The following is a 17,207-nucleotide window of genomic DNA, read 5'->3' as shown; positions in this document are numbered from 1 at the left end:
TTCTTTTTTTATCTAATGCCTCTATAATAAAGCTAAAAGGAAGCCGCAGAAGGTAGGTGTAAACATGTTCGTACCTCTTCATATACAAAGTGCATACAGCTTGCTGACAAGCACTGTAAGAATCAAGGAACTTGCAGCGCTTGCGAAGGAACAGGGATACAAAGCGCTAGCATTAACAGACCGGAATGTGATGTACGGATCTCTGTACTTTTATAAAGAATGCAAAAAGCTCGGGATCAAGCCTATTATTGGCCTGCTGGCTGATATATTGGATGAAGCTGAGGAATCGTTCCCGATGATATTACTGGCAGAAAATAATGACGGTTATCAAAACCTATTAAAAATAAGCAGTGCTATTAAAACCAAGTCCCCCAAAGGCCTTCCGTATAAATGGCTTAAAGCATACTCCAGGGGCCTGATTGCTATTTCACCGGGTGCTGAAGGGAAAATAGAAAACCTGTTAGCAGAAAATCAGGAGGAAAAAGCCTATGAAGCTGCTGGTTTGTTTGCAGATATATTTGGGCCCCGGCGCTTCTTTCTGTCCATTCAGCGCCAATCGACTGCCGCAAAGAGTGAAATGGAGGCGAAAATCGGCCAGCTGGCCGCAAATCAGGGATTGGATATTATTGCAACAAACCCAGCCTTTTACCTTATGAAAGAAGATGCCATGTCCCAGGAGGTTCTGCTTGCCATCAAAAACGGCGCAAAACTTTCAGAGGATGACCGTGAAAGACTTCCTTCCCATGAATTTTATTTGAAGGATCCCAGAGAAATGGCCGAGCTGTTTCAGGATTGCCCTGAAGTGCTTGAAAATACCCTGAAGATTGCTGCAAGATGCCAGGTTGATATTGCTTTTAATCGCCCCCTTCTTCCTCAATATCCTGCAGAGCCTGGTGTATCTTCTGATGAATTGCTGAAATTAATTTGTGAAAAGGGGCTGGAAAAAAGAAGGCCGCAAGCACCGCGTTCATATATGGAAAGACTTCATTATGAGCTGGATATTATAAAAAAAATGAATTTCAGCGACTATTTTCTGATTGTATGGGATTTTATGAAATTTGCCCGGCAAAAGGGCATCCTGACTGGTCCTGGACGGGGATCGGCTGCAGGATCAATGGTTGCCTACGTATTATCGATCACAGAAGTTGATCCGATTGAGCACCATTTATTATTTGAGCGGTTTCTGAATCCTGAACGTGTTTCCATGCCGGATATCGACATCGATTTTCCTGATAACCGCAGGGAAGAAGTGATCTCCTATGTCGCGTCAAGATACGGTGAGTTCCATGTTGCCCAAATTATAACCTTCGGGACACTGGCGGCAAAAGCAGCTTTGCGTGATACAGGAAGGGCATTTGGGCTTAACCCTAAGGAACAGGAAACCATCTCGAAAATGATTCCTGGCAGGACAGGCATTTCCCTGAAGGATGCTTTAGGGGAATCAAAGGCTCTCCGGGAATTTGTGAATCAGAGTGAGCTGAATAAAAAGCTTTTTGATACAGCTTCAAAGCTTGAAGGGCTTCCGAGGCATACTTCGACACATGCAGCAGGGGTTGTAATCAGCGGACAGCCGCTTACTGACCTGATTGCTATCCAGGAAGGACATGCAGGCATACATCTTACTCAATTCCCAATGGACCTTCTTGAAGAACTGGGGCTGTTGAAAATGGATTTCCTCGGCCTTCGCAACTTAACCCTGATAGACCTGATTATATCCGCCGTTCAAAAGAATACCGGCCAGAAAATTGATATTGCCAGCCTCCCGCTTAAGGATGAAAAAACATTCAGGCTTTTAAGCAAAGGAGAGACAACAGGGGTTTTTCAGTTTGAATCGGATGGAATACGAAATGTGCTGAAAAGGCTGAACCCTACGGACTTTGAAGATATCGTGGCCGTTAATGCCCTGTACCGTCCGGGCCCGATGGAAAACATCCCTCTCTTTATCCAGCGCAAGCACGGGATGGCTGAAGAAACGTATCCTATTCCTGAACTGAAGGAAATATTGAAAGACACATATGGAGTCATTGTCTATCAGGAACAGATCATGCAAATAGCTTCTGCAATGGCTGGTTTTACACTTGGACAGGCAGATTTGCTGAGAAGGGCCGTTTCCAAGAAAAAGAAAGACATTCTTGACCAGGAAAGGCAGCATTTTATAAAAGGGGCGCTCATGCAGGGATATAAGGAACATGCTGCATCCGAAATCTATGATCTGATTGTGAAGTTCTCTAATTATGGATTTAACCGGAGCCATGCTGTTGCGTACAGTATGATTGCCTACCAGCTGGCATACCTTAAGGCACATTATCCCTCTTATTTCATGGCAGCGCTTATGACATCTGTAATCGGCAATGAAGATAAAATAAGCCAGTACGTCCGGGAATCAAGAAAGTTAGGAATCCAGGTGCTCCCTCCTTCTATAAATAGCAGCGGCTTCCCTTTCAAGGCTGATAAGGAATCGATTCTCTTTAGCCTTGGTCCAATCAAAGGAATAGGCGGAGCAGTGCTTAAAGAAATATTTTCTGCCAGAAGACAAAAGAAATTTGAAGATCTTTTCGACTTTTGTCTCCGGGTATCAGGAAAGGCTGTGAACAGAAAAATTCTTGAAGCACTTGTCCATTCGGGAGCATTTGATGAATTCGGAAAAGACAGGGCAACACTGCTGGCCAGCCTGGATGTTGCGCTAAGCCATTCGGAGCTGGTCAATCCTGACGACAGCCAATTTGATTTCTTTGAAAGCAGCGAATTTTCCCTGAAGCCAAAGTATATTGAAGTGGATCCTATCAGACTTGAAGATAAACTTTATTATGAAAAAAACGCACTCGGTTTTTATTTGTCGAACCACCCTGTAACGGGGTACAGAAATGTATTCAGCCACTTTGGAGCCGTCTCCATAGATGAGGCCATCATTTCAAAAGAACCGAAAATTTTCCTTGGGGTTTATATCACCTCAGTAAAGACCATCCGTACAAAAAAAGGTGAAGTGATGGCCTTTCTGTCTGTCAGTGATGAAAATGGCGATTTAGAGGCTGTTGCATTCCCAAATGTTTATTCAAAGCATTCCTCTGTCTTAAGCAATGGAGAAATCCTGATGATCCAGGGAACCATGGAGGAACGGGACGGCAAAAAGCAGCTGATCATCCATGATGCATATAAACTTGAAAAGCTTTACCGTATGATGGAAGAAGATAAAACAAGGCTGTTTATAAAGATTGAGCAGGACAAGCAGACAAACCCGATTCTGCAGAAAATAAAGCAGGCACTGCTCAAGCATCCCGGAACCACACAAGTGATGCTTTATTATGAAAGCGAAGAAAGATATGTGCAGCTTTCCCTGAGGGATTGGGTCACGCCATCCAGGGAATTGCTGGCAAGGCTTGAGACAATTGCCGGAGAAGGAAACGTCATTCTTCAGCAAGAATAGCTGTTACAAGCAAGATAGTTATGTTAATATGTATTATGTATTTGTGTGGTCAGACCACTTTTAAATGGAACTCATTCATCATATTTATGATTATATCTATCTAGTTCAAGGAGTGAAGACATTGACACTAAGAGAAGAAGCACTGCATATGCACCGCGTCCATAAAGGGAAGCTTGAGACGGTATCTAAAGTACCCGTAAGGAACGCAGAAGACTTGAGCCTGGCGTATTCTCCAGGAGTTGCGGAGCCGTGCAAGGAGATTTACGATAAACCAGACACGGTATATGACTACACAATGAAAGGCAATACAGTGGCAGTTATTTCTGACGGAACAGCAGTCCTTGGGCTGGGCAATATCGGGCCAGAGGCTGCCTTGCCGGTTATGGAAGGAAAAGCCGTGCTGTTTAAAAGCTTTGCAGGTGTTGATGCTTTTCCTTTGTGTCTGAAAACAACAGATGTGGATAAAATAATAGAAACTGTCAAACTCCTTGAACCAACATTTGGCGGCGTCAACCTAGAGGATATAGCAGCTCCTAACTGCTTTGAAATTGAAGAAAGACTGAAGAAGGAAACAAATATCCCGATTTTTCATGATGATCAGCATGGGACAGCAATCGTTACAGTTGCCGGACTTGTGAATGCCTTGCGAATCACAGGGAAAACCATGTCTGAAATCAAGGTTGTCGCAAGCGGAGCAGGTGCCGCAGGAATCGCTATAATAAAGCTTCTGTATCATTATGGGGTACGTGATATCATTATGTGCGATTCAAAGGGCGCCATTTTTGAAGGGCGCACATTCGGCATGAATGATATTAAGGATCAGATAGCGAAAGTTACCAACCGCAGCAAACTCCAGGGAAGCCTTGAAGAAGTGATTAAGGGAGCCGACGTGTTCATCGGAGTTTCAGTGGCTGGGGCATTGTCCAAAGAAATGGTTGCTTCCATGAATGAAGATCCGATTATATTTGCGATGGCTAACCCTGATCCTGAAATCATGCCGGAAGAGGCTAAGGCTGCAGGCGCTAAGGTAGTGGGAACCGGCCGTTCGGATTTCCCGAATCAAGTTAATAATGTTCTTGCATTCCCAGGCATTTTCCGGGGGGCGCTGGACGTGCGCGCTACCCATATAAATGAAAAAATGAAAGTGGCTGCGGTCGAAGCGATTGCCGGACTTATCCGGAAAGAAGAGCTTCACTCCGACTATGTCATTCCAGCTCCTTTTGACGAAAGAGTGGCGCCTGCCGTGGCTGCAGCAGTAGCACAAGCAGCCATGGAAACCGGCGTTGCAAGAATCAAAGTGGACCCGGAAGAAGTGAAAGAAAGAACCAGGAAGCTGGCAAGTATCGGAAAAAGCGGGGAATGAGTGATTTGGGCACTTCAAATCAATCTACAAAGATTTACTTGGATGTAGTTGAAAAGATCCGGTGCATGATGGAAGAAGATCATTTAATTCCCGGTGACAAACTGCCTTCTGAGAGGGAGCTGTCGGAGCGCTTGAATGTGGGGCGTTCTTCAGTCCGGGAAGCCCTGCGGTCACTGGAGCTCCTTGGGCTCATTGAAACCCGCAGAGGGGAAGGCACATTTATCAAGGATTTTCAGGAGCACAAGCTGGTAGAGCTTCTCGGGACCTTCTTTCTGCAGAATTCAAAGGTAAAAGAAGATTTGGAAGAAACCAAAGTGCTGATTGAAATTGATTGTTTGAGGATCATCATAAGCACTTCATCCGATGAAACACTTAGAAATTTGGCGGCTTGGACCGAACAAAATGAATTTGATGATGAAATGTTTTTTAAACATATATCAGAAATTAACCATAACCGATTAATCGGGAGAATCTGGAGCATAGTAAATACCTATTCAAAGGCAGCCCGGACAATATCTGAAAGAGCAAAAGGGGATGAATATTATTCCCTGGTGAAAGCCCTTCTAGAAAGAAATGAAGAAGAAGCGATTCATATTTATCTTCACAAAATCAGGAATATGTCGAAGAGTGTTTGACAGTGTTTTACAAGTTTCTTGCTTTGTTTCTGTTAAAGTAAGGGACAGGCCTTGCACTGAAGATAATTAGCGGCAAAGGGAGGATTCAGCTTGCTTAAAGAGTTATTTACAAAAAGCAAAAAAAAGAAGTATGCAACCATTCCTTCAGAACGTGATAAGCATGATGTTCCGGAAGGCATCATGACAAAATGCCCGAAGTGCAAAAAAATCATGTATACAAAGGAATTAATGAAGAATGAAAAGGTGTGCCTGCACTGCGGCCACCATCATACCATGACAGCATACGAAAGAATCGGAAGCCTGTTCGACCAGGACAGCTTTACAGAAATTGATGCAGACATGGTTTCAGTGAATCCGCTCGATTTTCCCGACTACATGGAGAAAGTTGAGAAAGACAGAAAGAAGACAAACATCAATGAAGCCGTTGTAACAGGAATCGGGAAGATAAACGGATACCAGACAGCAGTGGCAATCATGGATGCAAGCTTCCGTATGGGCAGCATGGGTTCCGTTGTGGGCGAAAAAATCACAAGAGCCATAGAAAAAGCGGGTGAACTGAAGATTCCATTCATCATCTTTACCGCTTCCGGCGGTGCAAGGATGCAAGAAGGCGTTTTAAGCCTGATGCAAATGGCCAAAACAAGTGCCGCACTTAAGATGTTCAGTGATGAGGGCGGGCTTTTCATTTCGATTATGACTCACCCGACTACGGGCGGTGTATCTGCAAGCTTTGCTTCACTTGGTGATATTAACCTGGCAGAGCCAGGCGCACTTATTGGATTTGCAGGCAGGAGGATTATTGAACAGACCATTCGGGAAGAGCTTCCTGAGGATTTCCAGACCTCCGAGTTTTTGATGAAGCATGGCCAGCTGGACGCGGTTATATCACGTCTGGAAATGAAGGACAAATTAACAACCATACTTAAGTTACATGTACCAGGTGGTGAAGAACGATGATTGGCGAACTAGAGTTTGAACGTCCGGTAACGGAGCTCCGTAAAAAAATCGACGAGCTCAGAGATATTACGAACGATGCCGAAGTGGATCTTTCATCTGAGATAGAAAAGCTTGAAAAGCGTCTGGAAAGCCTTGAAACAGAGATTTATGAAAATATGAAGCCATGGGACCGTGTCCAGGTGGCGAGGCATCCTGCACGCCCGACCTCTCTTGATTATATTGAAAGATTGTGCACCAATTTCCTCGAGTTCCATGGAGACCGGTATTATGGGGATGATGAAGCAATTGTGGCTGGCATTGCCGAATTTGAAGGCAAGCCCATTACAATCATCGGCCATCAAAGAGGAAAAGATACAAAGGAAAACATCCGCAGGAATTTTGGTATGCCTCATCCGGAAGGCTACCGTAAAGCCCTGCGCCTTATGAAGCAGGCAGAAAAGTTCCATCGCCCGATTGTCTGCTTTATTGATACAAAAGGTGCATTCCCCGGAAAGGCAGCAGAGGAGCGGGGCCAAAGTGAAGCTATTGCCAAGAATTTATTCGAGATGGCCGGGCTTGAGGTTCCTATCATTTGCATCGTAATCGGGGAAGGCGGAAGCGGAGGAGCCCTTGCACTGGGTGTTGGAGACCGCATTCATATGCTTGAAAACTCCACGTACTCCGTCATATCACCGGAGGGTGCAGCTGCATTGCTCTGGAAAGATGCCGCACAGGCAAAAAGAGCCGCTGAAACCATGAAGATTACTGCCCCTGATTTACACGAGCTAGGTGTCATAGATGAAATCATTCCTGAGGTTAAGGGAGGAGCGCACCGCAACATGGATGAGCAGGCAGAATCAATCCGGGAAGTACTGGCTTCATCGCTTGCTGAATTATCATCTTTAAGCGGTTCGGAGCTTGTGAATCAGCGGTATGCCAAGTATAAGAAAATCGGAAAGTATTCCTTTGAGGAATCACTGACGAAAGCAGAAAAATAAAGGGATCATACGACCTTAAATGATGCTTTAAAACGTGTTGCCTGAGGCGGCACGTTTTTTCCTCTTATAAACATGGGTAAAGAAACAGTTATTGAGGAAAAATAAAAAATAAAGGCAGTCTGCATATCACCCCCGTGCAGGACAGGGGGATGCAGAAAAAATATATCTGCTTTTACTTCTCATTATTCCTGAAATAATGTAGTCTTAAAGAGTCTATTGCAGAATTGATTGTAACAATACTTTGTAGTATGAACTCCGGGAATAACTGCTTCGGCAGTCTAAATCATAATGATCTTAATATTTGCACACATGTTAAGAAGAGGTGATTTTGCTTGAGAAAAATAGGTGTACTGACAAGTGGGGGAGATTCTCCGGGTATGAATGCAGCAATCCGTGCTGTAGTCCGGAAGGCAATATTCCATAATATTGAAGTATATGGTATTTATTACGGCTATCAAGGTTTGATTTCAGGGGATATTAGGAAGCTTGAAATCGGCTCTGTAGGGGATATTATACACAGGGGCGGTACCATGCTGCATTCAGCGCGCTGCCTTGATTTCAAAACCGAGGAAGGCCAGCTGAAGGGCATTGAACAGCTGAAAAAGCACGGCATAGAAGGATTGGTTGTGATTGGCGGAGATGGCTCCTACCGGGGAGCTGGCGCGCTGACCGAAAGAGGATACCCTTGCATTGGAGTACCCGGAACTATTGATAACGATATTCCCGGAACGGATTTCACCATAGGATTTGATACAGCTTTGAATACGGTGATTGATGCTATTGATAGAATCAGGGACACAGCAACATCCCACGAAAGGACATATGTCGTGGAAGTTATGGGACGGGACGCAGGAGACCTGGCTTTGTGGGCGGGGCTTGCTGGCGGAGCAGAGACCATTCTATGTCCTGAGTGCGAATATAACATGGAGGAGCTTATTGCAAAGCTCATAAGGGGAAAAGAACGCGGCAAAAAACACAGCATCATCATAGTGGCAGAGGGCGTAGGCAGTGCCGTGGATATTGCTAGGGAAATTGAAGCAGAAACGCACTTTGATACACGTGTGACCGTTTTGGGGCACGTGCAGCGCGGAGGTTCGCCATCAGCAAATGACCGTGTGCTTGCAAGCAGGCTTGGGGCACATGCCGTAGAGCTGCTCATGGAAGGCAAAGGCGGCCGGGCGGTGGGCCTTGAAAAAAACCAGCTTGTTGACTATGATATCATTGAAGTTTTGTCCCATAAACATGCTATCGACAGGAAAATGTACGATCTTTCTTCCGAACTGTCCATCTAATGCAATTACATAATTTTCTAATAAAACAGGAGGTAGTTTTAAATGCGCAAAACTAAAATAGTTTGTACGATTGGCCCGGCAAGTGAAAGTGTAGAAAAATTAAGCCAGCTTATTGAGGCAGGCATGAATGTATCCCGCCTTAATTTTTCCCATGGTGACCATGAGGAGCATGGACAAAGAATCATAAACATCCGTGAAGCTGTCAAGCAAACCGGCAAGCAGGTTGCAATTCTTTTGGATACAAAAGGACCAGAAATCCGCACGAACAACATGGAAAACGGAGCAATTGAATTAACGGCAGGTTCAAACATCATTGTATCTATGACAGAAGTTTTGGGAACTGCTGATAAGTTTTCTATTACTTATGAGGGATTAATCGATGACGTTCACGTTGGTTCAAAAATTCTTCTTGATGATGGATTGATCGGCCTTGAGGTTACTGAAATCAATTATGGCCAAAAAGAAATTCATACGAAGATTTTAAACAGCGGTGTGCTTAAAAATAAAAAAGGCGTTAACGTTCCAGGTGTATCTGTCAAACTTCCGGGGATCACGGAAAAAGATGCACAGGATATCATTTTTGGAATTGAACAGGGAGTTGACTTCATTGCTGCTTCCTTCGTCCGCAGAGCTTCTGACGTGCTTGAGATTCGTGAACTGCTTCAGCAGCACAACGCTCCGCATATCCAGATCATCCCTAAGATCGAAAACCAGGAGGGTGTGGACCGGATTGATGAAATTCTTGAAGTTTCAGATGGCCTGATGGTTGCACGCGGTGATCTTGGCGTAGAAATCCCTGCAGAGGAAGTTCCTCTTGTACAAAAGCAATTGATCAAGAAATGCAACAGCTTAGGAAAACCTGTCATCACTGCTACACAAATGCTTGATTCAATGCAAAGAAATCCGCGTCCTACACGCGCTGAAGCAAGTGATGTAGCCAACGCCATATTTGACGGAACGGATGCCATCATGCTTTCAGGCGAAACGGCTGCCGGAACATATCCTGTCGAAGCTGTTCAAACTATGCATAATATCGCTTCACGTGCTGAAAGTGCATTGAATTATAAAGAAATTCTATCAGCAAGAAGCAGGGATAACGGACATAATGTGACAGATGCGATCGGGCAATCGGTTGCGCATACAGCTCTTAACCTGAATGCAGGAGCTATCATTACACCAACTGAAAGCGGCCATACAGCACGCATGATTTCTAAATATCGTCCAAAATCTCCAATCATTGCTGTAACGGCAAATGATTATGTTGTAAGAAGTTTATCTCTTGTATGGGGAGTATACCCTCAGAACGGATCACAGGCTGCAAGTACTGATGAAATGCTTCAATCAGCCATTGATGAAAGCTTGAATTCAGAACTTGTTTCACATGGTGATCTTGTAGTCATTACTGCCGGTGTACCAGTAGGCGAAGCCGGAACAACCAACTTAATGAAGATTCATGTACTTGGCGACGTTTTGATTAAAGCACAGGGAATTGGCAGAAAGTCTGCAAAAGGCAATGTCGTGCTGGCACGCTCTGCGAAAGAAGCTAATGAAAAAGTAAAAGAGGGTTCTGTACTGGTTACAATCGCAACTGATAAAGAAATGATGCCTGCCATTGAAAAATGTTCAGCATTAATTACTGAAGAAGGCGGTTTGACAAGCCATGCGGCTGTTGTCGGCGTAAACCTTGGTATACCTGTAATCGTCGGTGCTGAAAACGCCATGACCCAGCTTCAAAATGGACAAAGAATCACTGTAGATGCAAGCAGAGGCATTGTCTATAACGGTCATGCAAATGTTTTGTAATAAATAACTTTAACAAACGAAACGAAGGCTAAGCTTTCGCTTCGTTTTTTTTGTTTTTTATTTAAATTTTGCTGCAGGTCTAGCCGTAGTTCCGTATTATTCCAAATACTGAATTTAGCACTATGAAGGTTCATATTGTATACTTAAGGCAGTACAAGGTTATTAAAAGGAAATATTCGGGGGTATAACAGATGAAACTTTTTATCTTGTTTTTAATTGCTATGCCAGCTTTAGAAATCACCCTTCTTTTATTGTCAGGAAAAACAATTGGAGTCGGATTTACACTCCTGCTGATCATTGCCACAGGATTGATTGGGGCTTATCTTGCAAAGCAGCAGGGTCTGGAAACAATCAGGAAGGCCCGGGAACAAATGAGCCGCGGCCAAGTGCCGGGAAATCAAGTTATTGATGGGATTTGCATACTTATTGGCGGGACATTCCTGCTGACTCCCGGTTTTGTTTCAGATATTCTTGGCCTTATATTGCTGCTTCCGCCCACCCGTGCCATCATCAAACCGCTGATTATCAGGTGGATCTTGAACAGGATGAATAAAGGGAAGCTCACCATAATCAGATAAACCATTGCTTTTGCAGTTCTTGTACCTTTAGGTGCAGAGGGCGGCAGAAGCTTTTTTTTACCCGTTAAAGTTCTGTGAGCTTGAAGCATTTTGAGGGACAGCTTTTTAGAGAAAAATAGTGGTGCCCGGGGTGAAGTGAGGCAGACATGAAACATCGCCTCCCTTTTTCAGTGGAAGGCGATGTTTTTCATTTTTCTTAATGATTGTTGTTTTTTAATAGGGTTTCATCTTTCATTAGGGTTTCTGCCCATAATGAAATCCCATATATCAGAAAAAACATGCGCTTTTATCAATGTATTGATTATAACCAAAACAACAGGTCCGGCAGCCAGGCCAAGGAAGCCGATTAACTTGAAGCCGGCAAAAAGGGAAACTAATGTAGCCAGGGGGTCCAGTCCGATGCTTGATGAAAGCACTTTTGGCTCCATGAGCTGACGCTGTACTAGCACAATGACATATAATACTGAAAGGCCAATCGCCAGACTTGTATTTCCGGATATCACTTCATAAATGATCCAAGGCACAAAAACGGTGCCAGTTCCAAGGTACGGGAGAAGATCCACAATGCCGCATATCAATGCAATCGTGATGGCGTATTTTACACGAAGGATGAGCAAGCCTATTAATACAATGATGGTTGTTAAGGAAATCAGTGTGAATTGAGCCCGAATAAAACCAAATAGGGCCTTTTTTAAGTCTTCGACGATACGTTTGCCGCTGGAAAAAATTATTGGAGGCAAGATTCTGCCGCTGAAATTTGACATGCGGTACCAGTCTTTGCTGATAAAAAAAGTTGCAAGGAGCGAAAAGATCAATACGGAGGCTGCGTTAGGAAACCAGCCGATGATGGCAGGGATGTTTTGGAAGAAGCCTTGGATGAAGTTCCCGGCAGTGCTGCCTATTTTTTGGCCAACGTTCTGAATGTTATCAAGTATGGTCGTTTGCTGCTTGACATCCAGATTGTTGAACAATACGGCAATTTTGTTATAAAAGGGGATGAGCTGGCCTGCTGCAAAGTCCTCCAAATAATTGATGAGGGTATCAAGATGGGCAGGGACTACACCGCCTAAATAGTCTGCTCCTGATACAATTTCTGCAATTAGTATGGTAATCAGGCCTGCAAACACAGACAAAATGAATGCAATGGAGATAATGACGGCCAATCCTCTTGGCATTCGTCCTTTAATTTCCAGGAAGTCTACCAAAGGATTCATAAAAAAAGCGATGATCATGGCAATAATAAATGGGTATGTATATCTGGAAATGTAAAACAAGACGATTCCGCCTAATGCGATGATTCCCGCCACAATCAAGAAGCGGAGAAACCGGTTCAAAAAAACTGGATTCAAGGCACTTCCCCCCAAGTTTTGCTATAGTTATCATTGTAACTTAGTGCAGGGGACAAAAGAAAGATTAGATTTCAGCCAAGAATGGCCTCTCCATTTACATATAGGTACCTTGGTGATCTAAAAATGTTTCGATTAATTATTTCAAAATAATATTAAAGGAGGATGAAATATGAATGGACCCATCCTGTTTTTGCTTTTGCTTGGAATTATAGGACTGATTGCCAAGAACACGTCGCTGATGTTTGCTGCTGGTTTTCTGCTGCTGATCAAGTTCACGGGACTTTCAGTGAAAGTCTTTCCATACCTGGCGTCGAAGGGAATCAATTTAGGTGTAACTGTTATCACGATAGCTGTGCTTGTCCCGATAGCGAGCGGCGCAATCGGGTTTAAGGAATTGTCAGATGCAGTCAAGTCGCCATATGCCTGGATTGCACTTGCATCCGGGATAGCGGTGGCATTAATCGCTAAAAATGGCCTTACGCTTTTATCAACTGATCCGCAGATTACAGTAGCACTTGCTTTTGGTACGATTCTCGCGGTTGCCCTGTTCAGGGGAGTGGCTGTCGGGCCGCTGATCGGTGCCGGCATTGCTTATATTTTCATGCAAATCTTCAGCGTTGTTAAATAACAAGCAAGGAAAATAAATAAAACGGAGAAAAAAGGAAAGCGGCCAATCCTTTTTTCTCTGTTTCAAGCATGTTTTATCTGGATTATCACGATTTTTTATCATTATACAAAAATCGGCTGAAATTCTTTGTTTGTATTTTTCTAATAAAATAATAATTTTTTCACATTTTATATTCTTTTCATTTCCAAAGTTCTTAATATTGTTTATAATGTTCATGTAACAGTCCCATAACGATTACATGGAAGCAGGTATCCGAACTGCGCTGAAAACCTGGTTTTTCAGGAATGTATAGTTATTGAGCAAGCGCTCGATGGAAAGTTTTAATGCTATGTTTCTAGGGTATTAAATAAATGAGAGTTTAAGTGTTTTGCATTCTGGTTTTTTACAAAAAATGAATGCGCCTTCACTTTGCGCGCTTTCATGCCAGAAGGTCTTAATTCCCCAGAACAGTACATAGCAATAGTTATTAAACCTTCTTGGAAGCGCTGTATTTATACGTAAACGTTATGAGCATAGGGGAATACTCATGAAAAGGAGAGGTTTTGTATGACAGCAACAAAGGGTCTAGAAGGGATTGTGGCTACAACTTCCGCAATCAGTTCCATCATTGATGATACGTTAACATACTCGGGGTATGACATTGACGATCTGGCAGATAATGCGACTTTTGAGGAAGTCATTTATTTACTTTGGCATGGCATCCTGCCTACTAAGAGCCAATTGGAAGAACTGACAAAGCAGCTTGCAGAAAATGCCAGCCTTCCTGAAGAAGTTCTAAACCAATTCAAAACATTTCCAATCGATAAAGTTCACCCAATGGCAGCACTTCGCACGGCAATCTCAAGTTTAGCTCTCTATGACGATGAAGCGGACGCCATGACCGATGAAGCAAACTACCGCAAAGCCATTCGCATACAGGCTAAAATTCCTTCACTGGTTACAGCTTTCGCACGTATCCGCAAGGGCCAGGAGCCTGTCGCGCCGCGTACCGACCTTAGCTTTGCTGCCAACTTCCTATATATGCTAAGCGGAAAAGAGCCTTCCGATATTGAGGAAACAGCTTTCAATAAGGCATTGGTCCTTCATGCCGACCATGAATTAAATGCTTCTACATTCACTGCACGCGTTTGTGTAGCGACTTTATCTGATATTTACTCCGGAGTCACTGCTGCCATCGGCGCCCTTAAAGGCCCATTGCACGGAGGAGCGAATGAAGCAGTTATGAAGATGCTTACAGAAATCGGTTCTGTCGGCCGTGTAGAATCCGTTATAAACGAAAAACTGGCAAACAAAGAAAAAATCATGGGCTTTGGACACAGGGTATACCGCAAAGGAGATCCGCGTGCCAAGCACCTTAAAGAAATGTCCCAAAAGCTGACTGAAATCACAGGACAGCCGGAGTATTATGAAATGAGCGTCAAGATTGAGGATATCGTGACATCTCAGAAAAATCTTCCTCCGAATGTCGATTTCTATTCAGCATCTGTTTACCACAGCCTGGGAATCGATCATGACCTGTTCACGCCGATCTTTGCTGTAAGCCGCACATCCGGCTGGATTGCACATATCCTTGAGCAATATTCAAACAACCGCCTGATCCGCCCGCGTGCTGAGTATACAGGGCCTGGAATGCAAAAATATGTGCCAGTAGAAAAAAGATAATCACAAACTTTTTCTTTTTTAATTAACCATTTATGTAGTAAATTTAAAGGTGTAAGAAAAAGGGCCAAAGGCCTTCCTGTAAGGACAGCCTGCAGCCCTTGATATCTGAAACGGAGGAATTGACATGACACAAGGTGAAAAAATCACAGTTGAAAATGGTACGTTAAATGTCCCTAATAATCCGGTAATTCCATTTATTGAAGGCGACGGAATCGGCCCTGATATCTGGGCAGCGGCTTCCCGCGTTTTAGAAGCGGCAGTTAATAAAGCATATAACGGTGAAAAAAGCATTGTCTGGAAAGAAGTGCTTGCAGGACAAAAAGCTTTTGACAAGACAGGAGAATGGCTTCCTGAAGAAACTCTTGAAGTGATCCGCGAGTATTTCATCGCAATCAAAGGGCCTCTTACTACACCAATCGGCGGCGGAATCCGCTCATTGAATGTAGCTTTGCGCCAAGAGCTTGACCTATTTGTCTGCTTGCGCCCGGTTCGCTATTTCCAGGGTGTCCCTTCACCTGTTAAGCGTCCTGAAGATACTGATATGGTTATCTTCCGCGAAAACACTGAGGATATCTATGCTGGAATTGAATATGCGAAAGGCTCTGATGAAGTGAAGAAACTGATTTCTTTCCTTCAAAACGAACTTGGCGTAAATAAAATCCGCTTCCCTGAAACATCAGGCATCGGAATCAAGCCGGTTTCTGAAGAAGGCACTTCCCGCCTGGTGCGCGCTGCCATCAATTATGCAATTAAAGAAAACCGCAAATCTGTAACACTTGTACATAAGGGCAATATCATGAAATTTACAGAGGGTGCCTTTAAAAACTGGGGTTATGAATTAGCGGAAAAGGAATTTGGAGATAAAGTATTTACGTGGAACCAGTATGACAAGATCAAAGAAGCTGAAGGAACAGATGCAGCCAACAAGGCTCAGTCTGCTGCTGAAGCGGAAGGCAAGATCATCATCAAGGATTCCATTGCGGATATCTTCCTTCAGCAAATCCTTACACGCCCGAAAGAATTCGATGTTGTTGCAACAATGAACTTAAATGGCGACTACATTTCAGATGCACTTGCAGCACAGGTTGGCGGCATCGGTATTGCACCGGGAGCGAACATTAACTATGAAACAGGGCATGCCATTTTCGAAGCTACTCATGGTACAGCTCCTAAATATGCCGGACAAGATAAGGTAAATCCTTCATCTGTCCTTCTTTCAGGCGTATTGCTTCTTGAGCACCTTGGATGGAATGAGGCTGCGAATCTAATTACAGCTTCTGTTGAAAAAACGATTGAATCAAAAGTTGTAACTTATGACTTTGCACGTCTTATGGACGGCGCGACTGAAGTTAAATGCTCTGAGTTTGCAGACGAGCTTATCAAAAATCTTTAATATTATAATCTAATAGCTTCTAGGGGACAGGATGCATTACAATGGTTCTGTCCCCTAGAAGCTTATATTTTCGTTAGCCCTAAAAATGCATGTATCGGATAACTACATAATTCAAGGAGGAAATGCCATGACTAATGCCCGAAAAAAAATATCTGTAATCGGCGGCGGGTTCACTGGTGCGACAACTGCATTTTTACTCGCTCAAAAAGAACTCGGTGATGTAGTTCTTGTTGACGTTCCACAGATGGAAAACCCAACAAAAGGGAAAGCGCTCGATATGCTTGAAGCAAGTCCGGTCCAAGGCTTTGATGCAAATATTACAGGCACATCAAGCTATGAAGATACAGCAGATTCCGATATCGTCATTATTACAGCGGGCATTGCCCGCAAACCAGGCATGAGCCGTGATGATTTGGTTCAGACAAACCAAAAAATCATGAAATCGGTGACCCGGGATATTGTTAAGCATTCTCCAAACACAACAATCATCGTTTTGACTAACCCGGTAGATGCCATGACATACACAGTTTACAAAGAATCCGGCTTCCCGAAAAACCGTGTTATCGGCCAATCGGGAGTTTTGGATACTGCCCGTTTCCGCACATTCATTTCACAGGAATTAAATATTTCAATTAAGGATGTTACGGGATTCGTGCTTGGAGGCCATGGAGATGACATGGTTCCATTAGTGCGCTATTCATATGCTGGGGGAATTCCGCTTGAAACACTAATTTCGAAAGAGCGTCTTGATGCCATTGTTGCAAGAACACGAACCGGCGGGGGAGAGATTGTTAATCTACTAGGAAACGGCAGCGCTTATTATGCTCCTGCTGCAGCTCTTGTGGAAATGGCTGAAGCCATTTTGAAGGATCAGCGCCGCATTCTTCCGACCATTGCCTTCCTTGAAGGTGAATATGGCTTTGATGGAATCTATCTTGGTGTACCGACAATCATCGGTGCCGGCGGAATTGAAAAAATCATTGAACTTGAATTAACAGAAGAAGAAAAAACAGCTCTTTCTAAATCAGCGGATTCTGTTAAAAGTGTCATGAAGGTATTAAATGAATAGGATTTAATGGATAAAGAGACATTGTTCATGTAAAGCTGCTTTTCAAAAAGGCATCTATCTTCAAGGCCGGCTCCCTT

General features: G+C 43.7%; 13 protein-coding genes. 12 read left to right on the top strand and 1 reads right to left on the bottom strand.

All coding sequences use genetic code 11. The annotated features are described in order from the left end of the window. Window positions 1–64 precede the first annotated feature (64 nt). The 8 genes from dnaE (at window position 65) to BM126_RS12020 (ending at window position 11,029) form a co-directional block, all read left to right on the top strand. Entirely contained in the window at window positions 65–3,424 is a 3,360-nt protein-coding gene (dnaE, locus tag BM126_RS12055; protein WP_090989736.1) for a DNA polymerase III subunit alpha, read from the top strand. 121 nt (window positions 3,425–3,545) lie between these two features. Beyond that, on the top strand, window positions 3,546–4,787 hold the full coding sequence (locus BM126_RS12050; RefSeq protein ID WP_090989735.1) for an NADP-dependent malic enzyme: 1,242 nt from the start codon (window positions 3,546–3,548) through the stop codon (window positions 4,785–4,787). Next, window positions 4,784–5,422: a FadR/GntR family transcriptional regulator gene (locus BM126_RS12045; RefSeq protein ID WP_090989734.1), complete on the top strand. Its 639-nt coding sequence runs from the start codon at window positions 4,784–4,786 to the stop codon at window positions 5,420–5,422. Before BM126_RS12050 ends, BM126_RS12045 begins: the two co-directional genes overlap by 4 nt. 90 nt (window positions 5,423–5,512) lie before the next feature. After that, window positions 5,513–6,379, top strand: a complete 867-nt coding sequence (gene accD, locus BM126_RS12040) for an acetyl-CoA carboxylase, carboxyltransferase subunit beta (RefSeq protein ID WP_090989733.1) — start codon at window positions 5,513–5,515, stop codon at window positions 6,377–6,379. Continuing rightward, the gene (gene accA / locus BM126_RS12035; protein ID WP_090989732.1) at window positions 6,376–7,356 is read left to right on the top strand and encodes an acetyl-CoA carboxylase carboxyl transferase subunit alpha; all 981 of its coding nucleotides are present in this window, start codon (window positions 6,376–6,378) and stop codon (window positions 7,354–7,356) included. Before accD ends, accA begins: the two co-directional genes overlap by 4 nt. A gap of 332 nt (window positions 7,357–7,688) precedes the next feature. Continuing rightward, a complete protein-coding gene (gene pfkA, locus BM126_RS12030) occupies window positions 7,689–8,648 on the top strand; it encodes a 6-phosphofructokinase (protein WP_090989731.1) in 960 nt (319 codons plus the stop codon). Between the two features lie 42 nt (window positions 8,649–8,690). After that, complete coding sequence (pyk, locus tag BM126_RS12025) at window positions 8,691–10,451, top strand: pyruvate kinase (RefSeq protein ID WP_090989730.1); 1,761 nt, start codon at window positions 8,691–8,693, stop codon at window positions 10,449–10,451. A gap of 191 nt (window positions 10,452–10,642) precedes the next feature. Further along, window positions 10,643–11,029 (top strand): FxsA family protein, encoded by a 387-nt coding sequence (locus tag BM126_RS12020; protein ID WP_090989729.1) that lies wholly within the window; start codon window positions 10,643–10,645, stop codon window positions 11,027–11,029. A 224-nt stretch (window positions 11,030–11,253) separates the two neighbouring features. On the opposite strand, the gene ytvI is transcribed toward BM126_RS12020, so the two are convergent. Then, the gene (ytvI, locus tag BM126_RS12015; protein ID WP_090989728.1) at window positions 11,254–12,378 is read right to left on the bottom strand and encodes a sporulation integral membrane protein YtvI; all 1,125 of its coding nucleotides are present in this window, start codon (window positions 12,376–12,378) and stop codon (window positions 11,254–11,256) included. Window positions 12,379–12,547: 169 nt separating this feature from the next. Here ytvI and BM126_RS12010 point away from each other — a divergent pair, with 169 nt between their 5' ends. The 4 genes from BM126_RS12010 to mdh all read left to right on the top strand — a co-directional run bounded on the left by BM126_RS12010 (window position 12,548) and on the right by mdh (window position 17,130). Beyond that, window positions 12,548–13,006 (top strand): DUF441 domain-containing protein, encoded by a 459-nt coding sequence (locus BM126_RS12010; RefSeq protein WP_090989727.1) that lies wholly within the window; start codon window positions 12,548–12,550, stop codon window positions 13,004–13,006. 546 nt (window positions 13,007–13,552) lie between these two features. After that, entirely contained in the window at window positions 13,553–14,668 is a 1,116-nt protein-coding gene (gene citZ, locus BM126_RS12005; protein WP_090989726.1) for a citrate synthase, read from the top strand. A 124-nt stretch (window positions 14,669–14,792) separates the two neighbouring features. Then, entirely contained in the window at window positions 14,793–16,061 is a 1,269-nt protein-coding gene (gene icd, locus BM126_RS12000) for an NADP-dependent isocitrate dehydrogenase (protein WP_071353364.1), read from the top strand. Between the two features lie 127 nt (window positions 16,062–16,188). After that, window positions 16,189–17,130 (top strand): malate dehydrogenase, encoded by a 942-nt coding sequence (gene mdh, locus BM126_RS11995; RefSeq protein ID WP_090989725.1) that lies wholly within the window; start codon window positions 16,189–16,191, stop codon window positions 17,128–17,130. The last annotated feature ends 77 nt before the right edge of the window (window positions 17,131–17,207 follow it).

It is taken from the genome of Bacillus sp. OV322 (assembly GCF_900112495.1).
Lineage (GTDB): Bacteria > Bacillota > Bacilli > Bacillales > DSM-1321 > Peribacillus.
The sequence above is the reverse complement of the archived record's forward strand: the minus strand, read 5'-3'. Positions and strand labels throughout refer to the sequence as shown.